This window comes from Amycolatopsis sp. La24, assembly GCF_029087445.1.
GTDB lineage: Bacteria > Actinomycetota > Actinomycetes > Mycobacteriales > Pseudonocardiaceae > Amycolatopsis > Amycolatopsis nivea.
On the sequence record NZ_JARACH010000082.1, the window covers coordinates 18,366 to 39,539 of the forward strand.

At 69.6% G+C, this 21,174-nt stretch carries 13 protein-coding genes; 5 read left to right on the forward strand and 8 right to left on the reverse strand.

Going from position 1 to position 21,174, the window contains the following annotated elements; genetic code table 11:
• Nucleotides 1-61: 61 nt before the first annotated feature.
• The 6 genes from PUT80_RS42020 to PUT80_RS42045 form a co-directional block, all read right to left on the reverse strand.
• Entirely contained in the window at nt 62-1,534 is a 1,473-nt protein-coding gene (locus tag PUT80_RS42020) for an NAD(P)/FAD-dependent oxidoreductase (RefSeq protein ID WP_275295497.1), read from the reverse strand.
• Nucleotides 1,535-1,640: 106 nt separating this feature from the next.
• On the reverse strand, nt 1,641-3,959 hold the full coding sequence (locus tag PUT80_RS42025; protein WP_275295487.1) for a polysaccharide lyase 8 family protein: 2,319 nt from the start codon (nt 3,957-3,959) through the stop codon (nt 1,641-1,643).
• A gap of 78 nt (nt 3,960-4,037) precedes the next feature.
• Complete coding sequence (locus PUT80_RS42030; RefSeq protein ID WP_275295488.1) at nt 4,038-5,492, reverse strand: aldehyde dehydrogenase (NADP(+)); 1,455 nt, start codon at nt 5,490-5,492, stop codon at nt 4,038-4,040.
• Between the two features lie 550 nt (nt 5,493-6,042).
• Nucleotides 6,043-7,191 (reverse strand): hypothetical protein, encoded by a 1,149-nt coding sequence (locus tag PUT80_RS42035; RefSeq protein WP_275295489.1) that lies wholly within the window; start codon nt 7,189-7,191, stop codon nt 6,043-6,045.
• 4 nt (nt 7,192-7,195) lie between these two features.
• Nucleotides 7,196-8,452, reverse strand: coding sequence for a glucarate dehydratase family protein (locus PUT80_RS42040; protein ID WP_275295490.1), 1,257 nt, complete (start codon nt 8,450-8,452; stop codon nt 7,196-7,198).
• A complete protein-coding gene (locus tag PUT80_RS42045; RefSeq protein ID WP_275295491.1) occupies nt 8,452-9,384 on the reverse strand; it encodes a 5-dehydro-4-deoxyglucarate dehydratase in 933 nt (310 codons plus the stop codon). Before PUT80_RS42045 ends, PUT80_RS42040 begins: the two co-directional genes overlap by 1 nt.
• Before the next feature lie 129 nt (nt 9,385-9,513).
• Between PUT80_RS42045 and PUT80_RS42050 the strand changes: the two genes are divergently transcribed.
• The 5 genes from PUT80_RS42050 (at nt 9,514) to PUT80_RS42070 (ending at nt 15,877) form a co-directional block, all read left to right on the forward strand.
• The gene (locus tag PUT80_RS42050; protein ID WP_037815491.1) at nt 9,514-10,311 is read left to right on the forward strand and encodes an IclR family transcriptional regulator; all 798 of its coding nucleotides are present in this window, start codon (nt 9,514-9,516) and stop codon (nt 10,309-10,311) included.
• Nucleotides 10,312-10,394: 83 nt separating this feature from the next.
• Nucleotides 10,395-11,219 (forward strand): NAD(P)-dependent oxidoreductase, encoded by an 825-nt coding sequence (locus PUT80_RS42055; protein WP_238605696.1) that lies wholly within the window; start codon nt 10,395-10,397, stop codon nt 11,217-11,219.
• 41 nt (nt 11,220-11,260) lie between these two features.
• Nucleotides 11,261-12,142 (forward strand): AraC family transcriptional regulator, encoded by an 882-nt coding sequence (locus tag PUT80_RS42060; protein ID WP_275295492.1) that lies wholly within the window; start codon nt 11,261-11,263, stop codon nt 12,140-12,142.
• A gap of 92 nt (nt 12,143-12,234) precedes the next feature.
• Nucleotides 12,235-14,160 carry a maleylacetate reductase and hydroxyquinol 1,2-dioxygenase domain-containing protein gene (locus tag PUT80_RS42065; protein ID WP_275295493.1) on the forward strand — a complete coding sequence of 642 codons (1,926 nt, stop codon included), beginning with the start codon at nt 12,235-12,237 and terminating at the stop codon, nt 14,158-14,160.
• The gene (locus PUT80_RS42070; protein WP_275295494.1) at nt 14,147-15,877 is read left to right on the forward strand and encodes an FAD-dependent monooxygenase; all 1,731 of its coding nucleotides are present in this window, start codon (nt 14,147-14,149) and stop codon (nt 15,875-15,877) included. The genes PUT80_RS42065 and PUT80_RS42070 overlap by 14 nt, the downstream gene beginning before the upstream one ends.
• Nucleotide 15,878: 1 nt before the next feature.
• Here the strand turns inward: PUT80_RS42070 and PUT80_RS42075 are convergent, their stop codons facing one another.
• On the reverse strand, nt 15,879-18,167 hold the full coding sequence (locus tag PUT80_RS42075) for a Tat pathway signal sequence domain protein (RefSeq protein WP_275295495.1): 2,289 nt from the start codon (nt 18,165-18,167) through the stop codon (nt 15,879-15,881).
• 22 nt (nt 18,168-18,189) lie between these two features.
• Nucleotides 18,190-20,484, reverse strand: a complete 2,295-nt coding sequence (locus tag PUT80_RS42080; RefSeq protein WP_275295496.1) for a hypothetical protein — start codon at nt 20,482-20,484, stop codon at nt 18,190-18,192.
• Between the last annotated feature and the right edge of the window lie 690 nt (nt 20,485-21,174).

Consider the following 21,174-nt stretch of genomic DNA (forward strand, 5'->3'; position numbering starts at 1 on the left):
GGCGAGCTTCAAAAAGCACACCCGCTGACCAATCACAAACGATCGAGCACAGCCCACCAGATCAGGAGGTCACGCGCTGCGCCCCCACCCGCTCGAACCGCAGCACCCCGTCGTCCATGCGGCTCAGGCGGAGATCCGCTGCGTCCAGCAGGTAGTTCTGCCGCATCAGCCACGGGCGGCGGTCGCCTTGGCGGGGCAGGACTGAGGCGGCGCGGGTGAGGTAGCCCGACGTCAGGTTCATGATCGGCCGCCGCCGCGTGGACGGGATCGCGGGCGGGCGGGGCACGCAGGTGTCGAAACCGTTGCGCGACAGGTGGTTCAGCAACCGGCACACATACCGAGAGACGAGATCCGAGCGCAGCGTCCAGGAGGCATTCACGTAGCCGATACACCAGGCCAGGTTCGGCACCCCGCCGAGCATCATTCCCTTGTACACCAGTTGTTCCGACGGTTCGATCACCTCGCCGTCGACAGTCAGCTCGATTCCGCCGAACGCGACCACCCGCAGGCCGGTCGCGGTGACGACCACGTCCGCGGGCAGGTGTGCGCCGGATTCCAGCGTGAGGCCGTCGGGGGTGAAGCGGTCGATCCGGTCGGTGACGATGTCCGCTCGGCCGCTGCGGAGTGCGCGGAAGAAGTCCGCTCCGGGCGTCAGGCAGAGTCGTTGGTCCCAGGGCCGGTACCGGGGCGAGAAGTGGGGGTCGACCGGGATCGAGGCGGGCAGCTGCTTCGCGGCCGCGTCGCGCAAGAAAGCCGCGGCGCGGTCGGGCTGTCGGCGCGAGAACTGGTACAGCAACGTTGTCACCAGGACGTTCTTCGCGCGCACCGCGTGGTACGCGACGCGCGAGGGCAGGAATCGGCGCAGGCGGCGGGCGAGCGAGTCCGTCCACGGGCGCGACAGGACGTAGCTCGGCGAGCGTTGCAGCATCGTCACTGACTCCGCCGTCGAAGCCAGTTCCGGCACCAAGGTCACCGCGGTGGCGCCGCTGCCGACGACGACCACTCGTTTGCCCGTGAAGTCCGACCCCTCCGGCCAGAACTGGGGGTGCACGATCTCGCCGCGGAACGAGTCGCGGCCGGGGAAGTCGACGACGTGGCCGTTCTCGTAGCTGTAGTAGCCGCTGCACAAATACAGGAAAGAGCAGGTGTGGGTGACGACCTCGCCGTCGTGCGAGGCCGCTACGGTCCAGCGGGCCGACGCGGACGACCAGGACGCGCGGACCACCCGGTGCCCGAACCGGATGTGCCGGGAGACCTCGTGCTCAGCGGCGGTCTCGCGGATGTACTCGAGGATCTCGGCGCCGGACGCGATCGCCTGTTCCTTGCGCCACGGCCGGAACGGGTAGCCGAGCGTGAACATGTCCGAGTCGGAGCGCACGCCCGGGTACCGGAAGAGGTCCCAGGTACCGCCGATCGTGTCGCGCGCTTCGAGGATCGCGTACGTCCGGTCCGGGGCCTGCTGCTGCAGCCGGCAAGCCGCGCCGATGCCGGAAAGCCCGGCTCCGACCACCAGGACATCGAAATGCGCCACGATTCCTCCCCGCGAGAAGCGACTCCGCCCACTTTACGGCCGGGGCCGGATCAAGTGGGGCCCCGCCGGGCCAGGCCGGGAACCACCGGCCCGGCGGGGAAAACCGGGTTCACCGCAAGGAAACCACCTTGGTGGCGCCGAAGGTGTCCTTGAGCGGAACTTCCACCGTGCGCCGCCGCACCGTCACACGGACGCTGTCCTGCAGCTGCGTCGGGTCGGAAACAGCGATGCTGTTCCGGCCGAGCGCTACCGAAGCCGGTCCTGAAACGGATACTTCGTCTACCGTACCCGCACTGTAGAAGTTTGCGAGCAGTGTGTTATCCCACAGCCGCAAAGCCTGGACAGCGGGCGTATTGGCCCGCACGCGCCACGCGAGCACCGACGCGACCGTCCCCACCACCGACGCGCCCGGCAGAATCGCGTACGCGTACTTCGCGTCCACCGGCTTCGCGCCGTGCTCGATCACCAGCTTCTGGTACCGCCGCGTGTTCGGCGTCGTGGTGCCCTTCGTGTTGGCACCGGTGTCGACGTCGCGCCACGCGCCGGTCCGGTCTTCGCGCAGGGCGGTGACCTCGGCGTTGTCGAGCAGGACGTACCCGCCCACCTGGTCGAGGTGCAGCCAGCGCGGCCGGTGCAGCGTGCTCGAATCGCCGACCGCGCGCGCGTCGGCCAGCAGCGTGCCGCGTCCGTTTTCACCGAGGTTGCGGTTTTCGATCGTCGTCCGGACCGCCTGCCCTGACGTGTCGGTGATCCCCGCGCCGAGGCAGACGACGCCCGCCGGAGTGAAGAACCACGACTTCTTCGCGGTCAGCGAACCGTCTTCGGAGACGAAATCCATCGCGTACGCGCCGTGCCGGGCGTCCCAGCGCACGCCGCCGACGTGCGCTTTCGTCGTCAACGGCGTCGCTGCCAGCGGTCCCGGCGGCCCGGCCTTCGCCGTCGTGCCAGGCAGCAGGGCAGGATCGACAGTCGGCCAATAGGCGTCCGAGTAGTGGCCTTTCGCGTTGGGAAGGAACAGATACAGCACCCCGTCGCCGACGTGCCAGCCGTGCAGGTTCATCCCGTTGATCGACTCGTAGCGCGAGATCCGCGTGGAGCCGACGCCGAGCGACGCGGACCAGCCCTCGGTCACGTGCACCATCCGGTCCTGCTGCCCGAAGATCCGGTGCGTCGCGACGATCGGCGCGGGCCGCACGCGTCCGGCGAGCATCTCCTGGGCGAACTCGATGCCCGGCGTCGCGACGAGGTCCGGGCCGGGCGCGAACCGTTCGGGATCGGGGATTTCCAGGAACGGCGCGTACGTGCCTTCCTTGATCCACTTGGCGGCGAGCCCGGAAAGCTCAGACTGCACGGGGCCGGTCGCCGACCGTGCGAGGACCAAAGTCGCGACGGTCAGCTGATGTCCGATGTCGTGCGCGGTTTCGCCCTGCCGCGACAGCATCCGCCCGCGCACCGGCTCCATCAGCGCGCCCGCGTACACGAACGGCGCGAACGTGTCGCCGACCAGCGCGTACACCTTCTGCTTCAGCTCGTCCGGCAGCGCGTACTCGGTGCCTTCGGTGACGTGGATCGTCCCGGCGAGCGCAGTCAGCAGGACGATGCCGTAGTGCCCGGGGTACGGGATGGTGTCGTGCTGGATGAACGAGCCGTCGGCGTGGAAACCGTCGCCCGCCGCGCGGTCCAGCTTCGCCAGGACGCTGGCCGCTCCCCCGCCGGCGACGTCGGTGATCGCGTCGATGCCGGTGCGGATCCACGCGGTGTCGCCGGTCAGCGCGCCGGAAACGATGGAGATGAGCGCCTTGTCCGCCCGGTTCGCGCCGGTTTCGACGATCTTCGGGTTGTTCGCGCGCAGATTCGGGTTCCCGACGAACCGCTTGACCGGGCTGACATACCGCGCCAGCTCGTCGGCGGTCAGCTGGTCGGCGACCGTGACGAGGGTGTGCAGCAGGTAGTACGGCACGCCGATCTCGTAGGTGTACCAGTTGCCGATCTCGCCGACCTGCGGGTTGTACTGGCTGGCGTAGATCAGCTCCAGCGCCTTCTTGATCCCGTCGAGCACCTTCGGATCGCCGGACAGCGTGCTGCCCGGCGTCCCCCAGTCGACGGCGATCGCGCGCAGCCGGGCGTACATCGACGTCGTGTAGTCGCTGCCGGGACCGAGCGGCAGATCAGTCCACAGTGGACCGTTACCGGACACCGACATGCTGTCGTAGTAAGACTTCGCGACCCGGCCGAGGTTCTTGAGCGCGGCCGTGCGTTCCGGCGACGGACGGTTGATGCCCGTCTGCAGCTCGCGGTAGCCGGTCACGATCTTCTTCAGCGGATCCGCGGCAGGTGCGGCGAAGGCCGGGCGCGCCGTGGCGACGAGCGCGGCCGACGCGGCGGCGATGGCACCGCCACGCAGTGCGGTTCTGCGGTTCACGGGCATGACGGTGCCTCCCAGTGGGGTTGGTTGCGCGGGGCGATCCCGGCTGGAACCGGGACCGCCGCGCACGAGGGGGTCTGCTCAGCGCGCTCCGTCGACACGGCGCGGCAGCTGCCACGGGTTCGCTTCCTGAAGGGCTTCCGGCAGCAGCGCGTCCGGGAAGCTCTGCCAGGCCACCGGGCGCAGGAAGCGTTCGATCGCGGCGGTGCCGACCGACGTCGTGGTCGGAGCGGTCGTCGCCGGGTACGGGCCGCCGTGCTGCTGGGCCCAGCTGACCGTGACGCCGGTCGGCCAGTCGTTCCACAGCAGCCGTCCGGCCAGGCGGGTCAGGGAAGGCAGCAGCGGACGCACGAAGTCGGCGTCGCCGTCCTCGCCCTGGACCGTCGCGGTGAGTCCGGGTTCGAGGCTGTCGAGGACTTCGATCAGTTCGGCCTGGTCGGAGTAGGTGACGATCAGCGACGCCGGGCCGAAGTGCTCCTCGCGGACTGCCTCTCCCCCAGCCAGGAACTCCTTCGCCGTGGTAGCCAGCAGCGACGGGGTGAACGCGTCGCCGTCCTGCGCGCCTTCCACGACCGATTCGACGCCGGACACCGCACGCAGATCCGCCAGCTTCTGCGCGAACCCGGCCGCGATGCGGTCGTTCAGCATTTCCTGCTGAGCCACCGCGCTGACCGCCTCGCGGAGAGAGTCGTCCAATCCGTGGCCCTCGGGCAGGAAGAGCAGGCCCGGCTTGGTGCAGAACTGGCCCGCGCCGAGGCTGAACGACCCGGCGTAGCCCTTCGCCACCGCTTCGCCGCGCGCGGCGACCGCACCCGGCGTGACGACGACCGGGTTGACGCTGCCCAGCTCGCCGTAGAACGGAATCGGCGTCGGTCGCGAGACCGCGATGTCGAACAGCGCGCGCCCGCCCGGCACGGAACCGGTGAACGCGGCGGCGGAAATCCGCGGGTCCTTGAGCGCCGTGACGCCCTGTTCGACCCCGTGGATCACCGCGAACGCACCCTCCGGCGCACCGGCGGCGGTCAACGCCTGTGCGACGATCTCGCCGGTCCGCGTCGAGAGTTCTTCGTGGCCCGGGTGGGCTTTGAGCACGACCGGACACCCCGCGGCCAGCGCCGAAGCGGTGTCGCCGCCCGCGACGCTGAACGCGAACGGGAAGTTGCTCGCGGCGAACACCAGCACCGGACCGATCGGCACGAGCACCCGGCGCAGGTCCGGCCGGGCGCCCATCGGCCAGGCCGGGTCGGCGTGGTCGACGGTCGCGCCCAGGAATTCGCCGTCCCGCAGCACCTCGCCGAACAGCCGCAGCTGGAACGTCGTGCGCGCGAGCTCGCCCTTCAACCGCGGCGCGGCCGGCAAGCGGGTCTCCTGGTGCGCCAGCGGAATCAGCTCTTCGGCGGCAGCGTCGAGCGCGTCCGCGGCGGCGGCCAGCCACCGGGCCCGATCGGCCGGGGTGCTCTCGGCGAACGGCCGGGCGGCAGCGGCCGCGGCGGCCAGCACGCTTTCCAGTTCCGGGGCGGAAGTTTCGCGGCTCAATGGATCTCCTCGTCAAACAGATTCAGGACGTCAGGTGCGCCGCGGCTCGATCGGCCGGGCGCGCTCGCTGAACCACCGGGCTTCGGCGGCCAACACGGGTTCCCGCGCCGGGGCGGAAGCTTTGCGGTTCAACGGACCTCCTCGTCAAACAGGTTCAGGACGTCAAGTGCGCTGCGGCTCGGACAGCCGGGACACGATCGCTGAACCGCCGGGCTGCAGCGGCCAACACGGGTTCCCGCGCCGGGGCGGAAGCTTCGCGGCTCAACGGACCTCCTCGTCAAACAGATTCAGGCACCAGATGCGCTGTGGCCCAGCCAGCCGAGGCCGACCGACGAACCGCCGGGCTGCAGCGGCCAACACGCGTTCCCGCGCCGGAGCGGAAGCTTCACGGCTCAACGGACCTCCTCGTCAAACAGATTCAGGCACCAGATGCGCTGTGGCCCAGCCAGCCGAGGCCGACCGACGAACCGCCGGGCTGCAGCGGCCAACTCGCTTTCCCGCTCTGGCGCGGAAGCTTCACGGCCCAACGCATCTCCTCATCAAACAACCGTCACGACACCGAGTGCGCGGCACCAGTAGCGGCATGCAGATCCGGCCACCGCGCCGGACCAGCAAGACCCAAGTGGTACAGGTGCAACTCCGCAGCCCCCGCCTTAGCCAACTCGCCCACGTACGCCGCGATGTCCGGCACCGCGCTAGCCGCGACCGCCGTGATGTAGCTGCCGATCGCGACTCGGTCCGGCAGCGCTCGCCGTGCGGCCGCGACCGCGTCGACGCTCGCCTGGCCCGGTGCCCAGTTCTGCAGCACGACCGTCTCGGCGTCGTCGGCGGCCGTCGGGGTCAGGCCGGGCAGTGCGCCGGTGACCCACGGGTCGAGCGCGCCGTGCAGCACGATCCGCGTACCCGGCTCCAACACGGCCAAGACCGCAGCGCGCAACGCATCGGTCGCCTGCTGCCGACCGGAAAGCAGCTTTCCCTTCAACTCACCCGGAAGTCTATCCTCGACCACCGACAAATCCGCCGTAGCGATCAGCCGCTGCACCTCGGCCCGCAAAGTCTCGCGGACGGCGGACGGGTCGAGGCCGGTCCAGCCCCCCGCACAAGCGTCGCAGCAGCAGATCGACAACAGCCGCGCGGTAGCCGGAGCCCACACGCCGTCGGTCTTCTCGTGCTGATGCTGGTGCACGCCGCCGAGCGGGCCGCACGCCTCCAGCAGCACCGACGAAAGCTTCAGTCCCGCAACGGATTCCGCAGTCAGCGTCGCGGCGTGCTCGCGTACCGCGGGCTGCGCGGGGCACAGCGCCCACGGGTACGTCTCGCCGAAGCAGTTGCGCACGGCGTACTGCGGAAACTCCGTGCCCAGCTGCGAGTTGTGCGTGAGCACGATCCACGCGGCGGCCGGGATTCCGGCGTCGTTGAGCCGCCGGACCGCGTCGCCGCCGCTGTCTTCCGAGGAGACCCAGTCCGGCGCGGCGGGGACGAGATCCCGGCCCGACCAGGCTTCCGCGCGCACCGGGCGGTAGAGCGCGGCGGTGCGCGCGACCACCGAGGTGCGCTCGGTCGACCACGGTGTCGCGGCCCGCGCGCTGTGGTAAGCCAAAGCCACCGCGACCTCGTCCACGCCGAGGTCCTGTACCCGCTCGGCGAACGCGGTGTCGCCGAGCACGTCCCACGGATACGCGTATCCGGTCACCTTCACCGGGTCACCACCTCGCCGTGTTCGGCTCGAAACCGGGCGTGTACTCGCGCATGTACGTCACATCGTCCCGTTTGGTCAGTCCACATCGGACATAGTCCTCGTGCGCCCTGGCGAGCGCGTCCTGGTCCAGCGTGATCCCGAGCCCGGGCCGGTCCGGCACCGCGACCGCTCCATCGACGAAATTCAGCACGCCCGGTTCGATCACGTCGGCAGTCTTCCACGGCCAGTGCGTGTCGCAGGCGTATGTCAGGTGCGGGGTCGCCGCCGCGACGTGCACCATCGCGGCGAGGCTGATCCCGAGGTGGCTGTTGGAGTGCATGGACAGCCCGACGCCGAAGCTCTCGCACGCCACCGACAGCGCCTGCGTGTCGCGCATGCCGCCCCAGAAGTGGTGATCGGACAGCAGGACGCCGATCGCGCGCGCCCGGAACGCCGGTTCCAGGTCGCCGAAGTTCACCACGCACATGTTGGTGGCCAACGGCATGCTCGCCTCGCGCGCAACGCGTGCCATGCCCTCGATGCCCGGTGTCGGGTCTTCGAGGTACTCCAGCACTCCGTCGAGTTCGGCGGCCACCCGGATGCTCGTCTCGGGCGTCCACGCCGCGTTCGGGTCGATGCGCAGCGGATGCCCGGGGAACGCTTCGGCCAGCGTGCGAATGCCCTCGATCTCTTGCTCCGGAGCGAAAACCCCGCCCTTGAGCTTGATCGAGCGGAACCCGTACTCGTCGACCATCCGCTTCGCCGAGCCGACCAGCGCTTCCGGCGTCAGGATGTCGCCCCAGCTGTCCTCGTCCGCATCGATGTGCGCACCGTACTTGTAGAACAGGTACGCGGAGAAGTCGACGGCGTCGCGCGCCTTGCCGCCGAGCAGGTCGGCGACCGGACGGCCGAGGAACTGGCCTTGTGCGTCCAGGCAGGCGACCTCGAACAGCGAGTACACGCTGGCGATCGTCTTGCGGATGGAGAACCCGCCGATCAGGCCGTGCTCGTCGGTCAGCACGGTTCCGGCCAGCTCGCGCGCGATGATCCGCTTCAGGCCCGGCAGGTCGAAAATGTCGTGTCCGGCCAGTTCCGGCAGCACCTTGCGCACCTCGCCGAGGAACGCCGCGTCGCCGTAAGACTCGCCGAGGCCGACCACGCCGTCGTCGCACACCACCTGGACCACGCTGCGCAACGCGAACGGTTCGTGCACGCCCATCACGTTGAGCAGCGGTGCGTCCGCGAAGGCGACCGGGGTCAGCACTACGTCCCGGATCTTCATCAGAGGCCTTTCAGCACGGCGAAACCGTTCTCGACGACCTTGCCCAGCCGGTCGATCTGCTCCGGCGTCGGCTCGATCAGCGGCGGCCGGACGGTGCCGACCTTGTCGCCGCGCAGCCGGGCGGCGGCCTTGACCAGCGACACCGCGAAGCCGGGCGTCTCGTCGCGCAACGCCACCAGCGGCAGGTAGAACCCGGCGAGCAGCGCGTCCATCGTCGCGTCGTCGTTCTCCGCCAGCGCGCGGTGGAACCGGTGCGCGATTTCCGGCGCGAAGCAGTGCACCGCCGAGGAGTAGCGCGCGACGCCTGCCGCCGCGTACGCCTTCGCGGACACCTCAGCGGTCGGCAACCCGTTGAAGAACAAGAAGTCCGCGGACCGCTGCGTGCCGAGCGCGCGAATCGTGGTGACGATCCGGGTCATCGTTTCGACGTCGCCGTAGCCGTCCTTGATGCCGACCACCGACGGGATGTCCAGCAGCTTCGCCGCGGCCGGCGCGGTGAAGACGCCGGTGCTGCGGTGGTAGACGATCACCGGGACCGACGTGTCGCCGACCGCGTAGCGCACGTAGTCGACCAGCCCGTCCTGCGGCCCGGTGATCAGGTACGGCGGGAGCAGCAACACCCCATCGGCGTTGCCCGCCTGCGCCGCCGCGACGCCCGCGCGCACACCGGCCGCACCACCGCCCGCGCCGACCCACACCGGTACCCGCCCGTTCGCGACCTCGCGCGCCTTGGCCAGCAGCGCGGCGACCTCGTCGACCGACAGCGAGCTGAACTCCCCGGTGCCGCACGCGACGAACAGCGCGCCCGCACCGGCGGCGATGTGGCTCTCCACGTTCTCCGCGAACCCGTCGAGATTGATCTCGAGGTCTTCGGTGAAGGGGGTCAGCGGGAACGCCAGCAAGCCGTCCAGCTCGATTTCGGTCTGTGCCATCAGTTTCTGCTCCAATGTTCACATTCTTGAATGGAGTCTGTTATCGTGACTATGTTCACCCACAAGAACGCTGTTCGGGACGCTAATATGGCCGGACTCACAAGTCAACGGCCCGGTTGGAGGACGCGCATGGCGCAGAAGACGGACCCCGCCACCGCTCCCGCGGAGTCCGCGGGCGTGAAGTCGGCGCGGCGCGCCATCGACCTGATCGAGACGTTCGCCGCGAACGACGTGTGGCTGTCGCTGTCGGATCTTCATGCGCGCACCGGGTTCCCCCGCTCCAGTCTGCACGGTCTGCTGCGCACCCTGCTGGACGCGGGCTGGCTGGAGGCCGACGCGAACTCCGCGCGCTACCGGCTCGGCGTGCGCGCGCTGATCTGCGGCACCGCGTACCTCGACCGCGACGCGATCGTCCCCTACGCCACCGAAGCTTTGGAGCGCATCCGCGAGAAGACCGGCTTCACCGCGCATTTCGCGCGCCGCAACGGCACCGAGGTCGTCTACCTGGAGACTCGCGAGTCGCAGCACTCCACGCACCTCATCTCGCGCGTCGGCCGCACGCTGCCCACGCACGCGACCGCGCTGGGCAAGGCCCTGCTCGCCGAGCTGACCCACGAAGAGGTCGAGGCGCTCATGCCCGACGAGCTGGTCGCGCTCACCCCGAACACCATCACCACGCTCGACGCGCTGCACGCCGACCTCGCGCGCACCCGGGAACGCGGGTACGCCGCCGAGATCGAAGAAGGCACCCTCGGCGTGCGCTGCGTGGCCGCGGTGATCCCGTACCGCATCCCCGGCACCGACGCGATGAGCTGCTCGATGCCGCTGGGCAAGGTCACCGACGCCGATGTCGAACGCGTCGGCGAGTTGCTGGCCGAAACCACCGCCGAGCTCGGCCAGCAGCTGCGCCGCGCCGGAATCCGCTGACCGCCGCCACCCGTCCCCTCGTGAGTGTTTATGCCGGTTAGAACCGGCATGGGCACGCACGAGGCTTTCGTGAGAGGAACTCCATGCCAGACCAGCGTGTGCTGATCACCGGATCGGCCGGCGTCGTCGGCACCCTGATGCGGCCGCGGCTGCGCCGGGAAGGCCGGGTGCTGCGCCTGCTCGACCTCGCCGAGCAGCCCGCCGCCGAGGACGGCGAAGCGGTCGAGATCGTGACCGGCTCGGTCACCGACCCCGAGGCGATGGCCGCCGCCTGCGCGGGAGCGGACGCGGTGATCCACCTGGGCGGGCTCAGCCGCGAGGCATCCTGGGACGCCACCCTCGACGTCAACATCAACGGCACGCACACCGTCCTCGAAGCCGCCCGGGAAGCCGGGATCCGCCGGGTCGTGCTCGCGTCGAGCAACCACGCCGTCGGCTTCCGCCGGAACGCCGACGCGGGCGAGCACGGGCTGCCCGCCGACTCCAGCACCCGGCCGGACACTTATTACGGCGTGAGCAAAGCCGCCATCGAAGCGCTGGGCAGCCTGTACGCGTCGCGCTTCGACATGGACGTGATCGTCATCCGCATCGGCTCGTGCTTCGAGACCCCGCTGCCGCTCGGCATCCGCGGGCTGACCAGCTGGTTGTCGCCGGACGACGGGGCACGGCTGTTCGAGGCCTGCTTGAGCGCGCCGTCGCCGGGCTACCGGATGATCTGGGGCGTCTCGGACAACACCCGCCGCGTCTACTCGCTCGCCGAGGCCGAGGCGCTGGGCTACAAGTCGCACGACAACGCCGAGGTCTACGCCGAGCAGCTGGCGGACAAGCCCGCGCCGACCGGGGCCGCCGCCGAGTACGTCGGCGGGCCGTTCTGCACCGCGCCGCTGGGCGTGTTCAACCCGCTCTGAGAGGTACCCTCGCCCACGGGACCCTCGAGGAGGAGGACGCCGTGGGCGAGCTCGGGCCTGCCGACACGAACGGCATCCTTTCCCTGCCGTGGATCCGCCCGGAACGCACCAGCGCGGGTCTCGGCTGGGACCGGATCTACCTGTCCAAACAGCGCGAACGGCCGTATCGCGCGGAGTTCGGGCCCGCGCGCACGCACCAGCTGATCCTGCACCTCGCCGGTCCGGTCACGGTCCGCCGCGGCGTCGGGACGCCCGGCGAGCGCAGCAGGCGGATCCCGGCGGGCGGGCTCTTTCTCCAGCCCTCGCACCAGGAACTGTCGGTGGAACTCGGCGGCGAACTCGACACGCTGCACGTCTACCTGCCGGATTCGGCGGTGCAGGAGGCCGCCGGATCGGACGCTCCGATCCGGCTGGCCGACGAGCTCGGCAGCGTGGACCCCCTGCTCGAACAGCTCGTTCTCGCGCTCGACCAGGTCGTGCGCGAGTGGGAGCCCGGCGCTCGCGCGTACGCGGATCAGCTCAGCACGCTCGTCGCCGCGCAGCTCGCCCGCCAGCATCGAGCGGGGCGGAGCGCACCCGCGGCGGCGAGGCCGGTCGAGGCGCTGACTGACCGGCAGTTCGCCCAGGTGCGCGAGCTGATGGACGAACGCCTGGCCGAACCCCTCGGCCTCGACGAACTAGCCGCGGCAGCCGGGCTGAGCGTCAGCCGGTTCGCCCGGCGGTTCAAGGCGCGCACCGGGCTGCCACCGCACCGGTACCTGCTGCGACTGCGCGTGGAGCAGGCCGGATTGCTGCTGCGAACCGGCACCGAACCGATCGCGGACATCGCCGTGCGCTGCGGTTTCTCCCACCAGGAACACCTCACGCGAGTCCTGCGCGCCCAGCTGGGCACCACGCCCGCCGCGCTTCGCCGGGACGGCTGACGCGCGTTTCGTGCAGTCCGCTCAGCACGTCTGTGCAGGCGCGGTCCCTCCTCCGCCCGGATACTCGACGTACCCGCGTGGAAGGACCGTCGATGTTCACCTACACCGCCAACCCGGCCCGGGTCGTGTTCGGCAGCGGCACGCTCGCTGTCGTTCCCGACGAGGTGCAGCGGCTCGCGGCAGGCCGGGTGCTGCTGGTGGCCGGGAAGTCCGCCGCCGAGGCAGCCGACCGGACGGCCGGGGCGCTCGGCCCGCGGCTCGCCGCCCGCTTCGGCGAGCCCGCCATGCACACCCCGGTCGAGGTCACCGAACGCGCGCTCGCGCTGGTCACCGAGCACTCCGTGGACTGCGTCGTCGCGATCGGCGGCGGATCCGCGACCGGGCTGGCCAAAGCGCTCGCGCTGCGCACCGACATTCCGCAGGTCATCGTGCCGACCACGTACGCCGGGTCGGAGATGACGCCGGTGGTCGGCCAGACCGAGAACGGCCGCAAGACCACCCAGTCGTCGCCGAAGGTGCTGCCCGAGGTGGTCGTGTACGACGTCGACCTCACTCTCGGCCTGCCCGTGCCGACCTCGCTGACCAGCGGCGTCAACGCGATGGCGCACGCGGTCGAGGCGCTCTACTCGGCACAGGCGAACCCGATCGTCGACCAGCTCGCCCTGGAGGCGATCCGGCTGCTCGCCGCCGCGCTGCCGCGGATCGCCGCCGATCCGTCCGATGTGGACGCCCGGACCGACGCGCTGCGTGCCGCGTGGCTGGCCGGCTCCTGCCTCGGTTCGGTCGGGATGGGCTTGCACCACAAGCTGTGCCACACCCTCGGCGGCAGTTTCGGGCTGCCGCACGCGGAAACGCACACGATCGTCCTCCCGCACGCCATGGCGTACAACGCGCCGAACGCGTCCGGCGCGATGCGGCGGATCGCCGAAGCGCTCGGTGCGCCGGACGCGCCGACCGCGGTGTTCGATCTGATCGCCAGCCTGCCGGTACCGCATTCGCTGGCTGAGATCGGTCTTGCCGAAGGCGATCTCGCCAAGGCCGCCGAACTGGCCACCGCCGCGCCGTATCCGAATCCGCGCGAACTCACCCGCGACGGCATCGAGGACCTGCTGCGGCGTGCGTGGTCCGGCACCCGGCCGACCCCCGCTGAAGGCACGCCGCCCGATCTGCGCGGTCTCACGCAGGAGGTCGTGGACAGTTTCGCCAACACACCGGACCCTCGGTTGCGCGAACTGCTGTCCGAACTGGTCCGCACGCTGCATTCGTACGTCGTGCGCACCGATCTCACCCAGGAGGAGTGGGAGTACGCGATCGGCTTCCTCACCCGCACCGGGCAGATCAGCTCGGACACGCGGCAGGAGTTCATTCTGCTGTCGGACACTCTCGGCGTTTCGAGCGTGGTCGACGTCCTCACGAACTCGCGCACGCCGGACACCACGCCGTCGGCCGTGCTGGGCCCGTTCTACGTCGAAGGCCCACCGGAAACCGAGCAGGGCGCGGATCTCGCCGAAGGGCTTCCGGGCACTCCACTGTGGACGGACGTCCAGGTGACCGATCCGGACGGGACCCCGGTGCCGGACGCGATCGTGGACGTCTGGCAGTCCAATGAGGACGGTTTCTACGACGTCCAGCTCCCCGACCTGGACGGTCCGGTGCTGCGCGCCCGCTTCCGCACCGACGCCGAGGGCAGGCTGCGGTTCTGGACGATCGTGCCGTCGGCGTACCCGATCCCGGACGACGGCCCGGTCGGCGGCATGCTGGCCGCGACCGAACGGCATCCCTACCGCGCGCCGCACGTGCACTTCATGATCGCCAAACCGGGCTACCGCACGCTGGTGACCCAGCTGTTCGTCCGCAGCGGCGACTACCTCGATTCGGACACCGTGTTCGGCGTGAAGGACGGCCTGATCGTCGACTTCGCCGAGCAGACCGGCCCCGCGCCGGACGGGCGCGAACCCTGGCGCCGCCTCGATTTCACCTTCCGCATCTCCCCGGGAACCCACCATGACCAGCTATGACACCGATGTCCTCGTGGTCGGCAGCGGCCCGGCAGGCGGTTCCGCCGCGCTGCTGCTCGCGACCTACGGCGTGCGCACCGTGCTCGCGACCAAGTACGGCTGGATGGCGCACACGCCCCGCGCGCACATCACCAACCAGCGGACCATGGAAGTCCTCCGCGACCTCGGCATCGAAGACCAGGCGCTCGCGCAAGGCACTCCCCCGGAGCTGATGGGCGACACCGTGCTGTGCACGTCGCTCGTCGGCGAGGAGATCGGCCGGATCGCCAGCTGGGGCACCGCCGATCGCTCGGCCGCCGAGTACGCGGCGGCGAGCCCGTGCCACATGATCGACCTGCCGCAGACCTACCTGGAACCGATCCTGGCCGCGAACGCCGCCGCGCGCGGGGCGAAACTGCGCCTGGACACGGAATTCCTCGACTTCACCCAAGACGCGGACGGGGTGACTGCGCGGCTGCGGGACCGGGTCCGCGGCGACGAGTTCACCCTCCGCGCCCGCTACCTGATCGGTGCGGACGGCGCCCGCAGCCGCGTCGCCGAGCAGGCCGGGCTGCCGATCGACGGCCAGTCCGGCAAGGCCGGCAGCATGAACATCACCTTCACCGCCGATCTTTCCGAGCACGTCGCGCACCGGCCGAGCGTGCTGTACTGGGTGATGCGGCCCGGCGCGCACCTGGGCGGCATCGGGATGGGTCTGGTGCGGATGGTCCGGCCGTGGAACGAATGGCTGCTGACCTGGGGTTACGACATCGCCCAGCCGCCGCCCGACGTGACCGCCGAGGAAGCGGCCCGGATCGTCCGCGACCTCGTCGGGGATCCCGGTCTGCCGGTGGAGATCACCTCGACTTCACTGTGGACGGTCAACCACAGCTACGCCACGCAGTACTCGTCCGGCCGCGTTTTCTGCGCGGGCGACGCGGTGCACCGGCATCCGCCGTCGAACGGGCTCGGGTCCAACACCTCGGTGCAGGACGCGTACAACCTGGCGTGGAAACTCGCGATGGTCGTCCGCGGCGAGGCGGGCGAAGGGCTTCTCGACAGCTACAGCGCCGAGCGCGCCCCGGTCGGCAAGCAGATCGTGGACCGGGCGAACCTCAGCCGCGACCAGTTCGGGCCGATCTTCGCCGCGCTCGGCATCGACGGCGGCTCCGATGCGGACGCCATCACCGCCGGTCTCGCCGCCTGCACCGCCTCGACCGAGGACGGAGCGTTGCGGCGCAAGCAACTGCAGGCGGCGATCGAGCTGAAGAACTACGAGTTCAACGCGCACGGCGTGGAAATGGACCAGCGGTACGTCTCGGCCGCGGTGCTCCCGGACGGCGTCGAGCCCGCTGCGGACCGGGATCCCGAGCTGTACCACCGTCCGACGACCACGCCGGGCGCGAAACTGCCGCACGTCTGGTTCGTCGGCCCGGACGGCCGCCGAGTGTCCACACTGGACCTTGTCGGCCGTGGCCGGTGGACTGTCCTCACCGGACTCACCGGCGGCGCCTGGCGGGACGCCGCCGCGAAAGCCGGCGCGGACCTCGGGCTGGACCTCCGGGTGGTGACCGTCGGTTCGCCCGAGGCGCGCGATTCCTACGGCGACTGGGCGCGGATCAGCGGGATCGAGGAAGACGGCTGTCTCCTGATCCGGCCGGACGGGTACGTCGCCTGGCGGCACGCGGCCGCCGGAACCGGCCTGCCGGAAGCACTTCGCAAGCTCCTGGACCGTTAACTCACGGCATCCCCCACGGATCGCTCGCCCCGCCTGGCGCGACCGGCTGGACCGTGAAGTCCGGCCGGTCGCCGCGGCGGCAGACATACGCGTCCTGACCGCGTCCGAGATCGACCTGCACGTCTCCGTTCGCCAGCCGCCGCCAGCGACGCGGACGGCCGTGCGCGTCCGTCACCGTCAACTCGCCGTCGATACCCGGTCGCAGGACACACGGCGCGCCGGCTTCGCTGTGCACCTTCAGCCAGCGCGTTTTCCCTCCGGAACGGGAAGCGCTGAGCAGGAACGCGCCTTCGGTCCGGAAGTCGCGCAGCGCGATGTCGCCCCACGCCTGCGGCACTGCCGGGAACAGCCGGATGACGCCGCCCCAGCTCTGCACCAGCATGTCCTGCATGGATTTCGCCGCGGACAACGGCGTTTCGATGACCGGACCGGATTCCTTGTACATCGTGTTCGGCTGGATATACCGCTTTTGCAGTTCGCCGAGGTAATACGCGGCCTCCTCGCCGCGCAGCATCTGCGCGGAAATCGACGCGGCCCCGGTGAACGTGTAGCCCTGCAACGCACCCTCGAACCCGACCCAGTGGTTGAGCGAAGTTTCGATGATCTTGCGATGCTCCGGCTGTTCCCACGTGATCTCGTAAAGCGGATAGATCTGCAACAGATGCGAGTAATGCCGATGCGATTTCGCGAACGGGACGCCCGCGCCGATCATGTAGCCGTTCTCGTCGGCCGGGTAATCGGTGAGTGTGGCGAGCACCTGCTGCCACTTCCCCGCCAGCGGATCGGCGATGCGCAACTCGCGGGCGGTGTCCAGCAGCGTCTTGCAACCCCAGCGGATCAGGGCGAGGTCGTAATTGGTGTCCGGCGCGTTGACGCCGTACTCCGGGGAGAAGGTCGCCGGGAGATGCAGCCTGCCGTCCGGGCCGGGGGCGAGGAAGTGCAGATAGTAGTTGATCGCCTTGCGCAGCAACGGGAACAGCGTGTCACGCAGCAGCTGGCGGTCCATCGTGTGCCGGTAGGACAGCCAGACGTTGTGCAGCGCCCAGGTGAGGTTGCCGACCTCAGGCGTCGGAGTGTCCTGGCCGGGGATGCCGACCGGGTAGCCGCTGGTGGAATCGGCGAGACCGTTGAGCAGCGTCATGTCGGTGGTGCGTGGGATGCCCGCGGAGTCGGTCTGGTACGGCTGCGCGACCTGGCTGGTGAGCCGGTCGCGGTACTTGCCGAGCGCGTAGCTGACCGCGTCGAGTTCGAGGTGGTTGGATCCCTGGATCAGCCAGTATTCCAGCTGCACGTTGAGGTTCCACCACGTCGCGGGCCACGGCGTGTTTTCCAGCCACGGCCCGGAAGTCGCCATCACCGGCGCTTCGCGACGCGCGGCCGACGCGACTTTGTACAGCTGGATCCAGTAGAAACTCTGCAGCCGAGTGTCCGGGATGGACAGGAAGCTGCGCCGGTAGTAGTCGTGCCACCAGCGGCGGTGATCCCAGGCCAGCACGTCCAGCGTGCTCGCGCGCCGCACCGTGTGCAACGCGCGGACCGCCGAGGTCTTCTCCGGATGCGACCACGCGACCGACGTGTACAGCGTCCGCGCACTGCCCCGGGTGACCTCGCGCCAGGCCGTCACGTGCTCGCCGCCCGCGAGCAGCGGCTGGATCGCGAGATGCGCGTCGCCAGCCTGCTGCAGCTGGACCGGCGGATTCGCCACGTATCCGTCCGGCGGCGGCTTCTTCCATACCGGGTCAGCGCGCGGGCTGATCGCCTTCGCCGGATGGAACACCCACTGGAAACCGCGTTCTCCCTCGGACGGCCGCACCTCCACCGCGAGCAGCGACTGTCCGGTGTGGACGATCGCACGCAGCTCCAGACTGCCCGCCGCGGTGGTGATCGTGCCGGTCAGTTCGGCGTTCCAGACGTCGAGCCGCCAGTCGAGCCCGGTGATCGCGCCGACCGGTTCGAGCGTGAAGTACCCGACCGGCAGCCGCGCCAGGCCGAACAGCGACCCGAACTGCGGCCGGTGGTCCTGCACCTGGCTGTGCTGGACGTTGAAACGGATCGCGTTGCGCCCGGGTTCGGCGTAGATGCCGGAGCCGAGGAAACCGTTGCCCAGGAACGGTCCCTCGTACCAGGTCTTCGGCATCCGCCGCCAGCGCAGGTCCGCGGTCGCCAGGAAATCCGCCCAGTCGACGCCGTCGCGGCCCAGTTCCGCCGCACTGGCTTGCGGCAGCCCGACCGCTCCGGCGGCGATCCCGGCGAGCGCTCCGCCGAGCACTGTCCGGCGCGAGATGTCCATGTCCGCCAGCCTCCTCGTTTTTCTAGTCAGGCAAACCCCAGGCCGGAACAGCACCCAGCGATGGAACGTCACGCGGCCCGAAGTCCGGACGACCACCGCGCGGGGTGACAGTGACCGTGCTTCCCCGCCGCAGTTCGAGCGTGATCCGCCGCGCCCCAACCGGCCGCCACGGCAACCGCCTGCCCCATTGATCACGCACGTCGATCTCGCCGTCGATGCCATGATCAAGCACCAACGGCGCACCAGCTTCGCTATGCACCCGCACGAACTCCGTCGCACCGCGCCGCCGCGACGCGTCCACCAGGAACGCGCCCTCAGTACGCAACCCAGCGATCGACGCGTCCGGCCACTTCGCCGACACCGACGGGAACGCTTTCACCACTCCCCCGGACCCTTGCAGCAGCATGTCCACAACGGACTGTGCGGCAGTGATCGGGCTTTCGATGGCGAAGTTCGAGCCCTCGCGGTACATCGTGTTCGCGGTCAGCTCGGTGTCCGCGACGATGTTCCGATCGAGGAAGAACTTCAAGTACCGCAACGCTTCCTCAGGCTGATCCATCACCGAATTCATCGACGACGCAGCCGCGTAACTGTAGCCGTGCCATGCCGACTGATCCGCCGCCCAATGCCGGAAAGTGCGGGTCATGATGTCCCGATCGGCCGGGCGCTCCCAATTCCGCTCCCGCAACGGGTACAGCCACAGCAAATGCGAGAAGTGCCGATGCGAAGCAGCGAGCCGGACGCCGTCGCCGATCAGCACGCCCTCGGCCGGATCCTCATGGTACGGAACGAGTTTCGTCGCGATCGCCCGCCACATCGGCACGCGCGGCTCGTTCAAGCGCAGGATTCGCGCGGACTCGACCAACGTCGTCGCGGCCCAGCGGATCAGCGAAAGGTCATACGTGCAATCGGCCGCGTCGGCGTACTCCGGCGACCGGGTGAGCGGCAGGTGCAGGAGGCCGTCCGGTCCGGTGAAAAGGAAGTGCCGGTAGAAGTTGAGCGCCTTGGCGAGCGTCGGGTAGAGCACGTCGCGCAGCACCGAGTGGTCGAGGTGATGGCGGTACGCTAGCCAGACATTGTGCAAGCCCCACAACAGGTTCCCGGTCTGGTCCGTTTTGGACGTAGTCCCCGGCACGCCGACCGTCCGCACGCCGCCGGGCCGCAGCCGCCAGTCCCCCGGATGCGAAAGCGCGTAAGTGTCGCCGTCCCGATAGGCGAGCGGAACCGACACCTCCAGGTTCGCATGATCGCGGCGGAAGGTCTCGGTGACCGCGTCCAGCTCCGGATGGTTGGTGCTGTTCACGATCGGATACGTGACCTGGACGTTCAGGTTCCACCAGACCGCCGTCCAGCTGTTGCCGACCTCCGGGAACCACGGCCCCCATTCGGCGGCGACCGGCCCGTCCTTGCGGGTCGCCGAGGCGATTTTGTAAAGCTGGATCCAGTAGAACCGCTGGACCTGCTTGTCCGGCACGGACACGAAACTGCGCTCGTGGAAGCCGTTCCACCAGCGACGATGCCAAGCGAGCAGCAGATCCGGATTCATCGCGAGCGTCCGCCCGACCAACGACACCGCGTCGCGAGTATGCGTAGACCGCGGGAAGGAATACGCGACCGCCGCCGCGAACAACCGCTTCGTGCCGACCCGCTTCTCCCGCCACGCCGTCGTATACCCACCACCGGCGATCAGCGGCTGCGCACAGTACCCGTTGGCCTGCTCAGGCTCAGGATTCGCGGTGTACTCCGGCGGCTTGCGCACCGTCCGCGTCGTCGCCGACACGAGCGGCGCGAACCCCCACGTCGCCCCGGATTCGCCCGCACTGGGGTCGAGCGAGACGAGCAAAACGCCAAGATCGTTGTGCACCACCGCAGAAAACGCGACCTGCCCGCGCGTCGTAGTGATGGTGCCGCCGAGCTCGGCGTTGTAAAGGTCGAGCGTCCAGTCGACCCCCGTGATCGCTCCGGCGAAGGCAAGCGTGATCGCCCCGATCGACAACCGCGACAGCCCGATCCCCGCTTCCCACTGAACGCGCTGGTCCTGGACCTGGGTGTGGCTGAGCATGAACTTCAGCACCTGCGGCGTCTGCCCGGCGTAGACCTGCACCCCGAGATAACCATTGGCGAGAAACGGCGCTTCCTGCCAATTCTTCGGCAACCGCTGCCAGCGCATCCGCGCATCCACCGCAACATCCCGATGCGGATTGCGCGGCGCCGCCACCCCCGGCGGCGCACCCTGCGCCCACAGCCCGCCGAACGCCGCCACCCCAGCAGCGACCGACACCGATCGAAGCACCGTCCGCCGCGACACCCCGACCATGTCACCCTCCGGATTCATATTACGTTTCGCTCCCGCAGGCGCGGGGTCAGCGGAATATATCCAGACAGAGCAAGTGAAAGCCAGAGTTGTTCACCCGGAAAGCCGCACAGACATCCGATGACTGGGATCCGACGGGCGCGCGTTCAGATACCTGAAACCGCCGGATCGCCCCATCACCCGGGACAGCTTCACGCACCGCACTCGCCGAGGCTTCACCCTCCCCACGACGGGCGGCGCACGGTGACAAAGGTTGTGAAGGGCTCCTTGAGGGAACCAGATTCCCTCAAGGACCCCTTCACGGCCCACCCCGCCAGCCTCGCGCCCACCGGCCTGCTGCCCCAATGCGGCATCGGGTGCGTCCCACGCACCGAACGCCACATTGGGTGCGTCAGATGCACCCAATGCCACATTGGGGCGCTAGCCCCGCCCCGACCGACCCGCAGCCGGTGTACCCAACCATCAAGGCATCCAGCCCCAACCGCAGCCGATCCACCCAACCATCAAGGCACCCAGCCACGCCCCCGCAGGCGATCCACCCAACCCTCAAGGCACCCAGCCCTCTACCGCAGCCGATGCACCCAACGAGCGAGGCACCCAGCCCTCCCCCGCACCCCGATACGAAGCTCCCCTGCGGTTCGGGGGTGCTTGTCAAGGCATCTTTCCCGCCTTGACAAGCACCCCCGAACCGTC

Coding starts and splice junctions, on each gene's coding strand:
- PUT80_RS42025 (WP_275295487.1), bottom strand. CDS start 3,959: ATGCCCGTGAACCGCAGAACCGCACTGCGTGGCGGTGCCATCGCCGCC.
- PUT80_RS42040 (WP_275295490.1), bottom strand. CDS start 8,452: ATGAAGATCCGGGACGTAGTGCTGACCCCGGTCGCCTTCGCGGACGCA.
- PUT80_RS42045 (WP_275295491.1), bottom strand. CDS start 9,384: ATGGCACAGACCGAAATCGAGCTGGACGGCTTGCTGGCGTTCCCGCTG.
- PUT80_RS42050 (WP_037815491.1), top strand. CDS start 9,514: ATGGCGCAGAAGACGGACCCCGCCACCGCTCCCGCGGAGTCCGCGGGC.
- PUT80_RS42055 (WP_238605696.1), top strand. CDS start 10,395: ATGCCAGACCAGCGTGTGCTGATCACCGGATCGGCCGGCGTCGTCGGC.
- PUT80_RS42065 (WP_275295493.1), top strand. CDS start 12,235: ATGTTCACCTACACCGCCAACCCGGCCCGGGTCGTGTTCGGCAGCGGC.
- PUT80_RS42070 (WP_275295494.1), top strand. CDS start 14,147: ATGACCAGCTATGACACCGATGTCCTCGTGGTCGGCAGCGGCCCGGCA.
- PUT80_RS42075 (WP_275295495.1), bottom strand. CDS start 18,167: ATGGACATCTCGCGCCGGACAGTGCTCGGCGGAGCGCTCGCCGGGATC.
- PUT80_RS42080 (WP_275295496.1), bottom strand. CDS start 20,484: ATGGTCGGGGTGTCGCGGCGGACGGTGCTTCGATCGGTGTCGGTCGCT.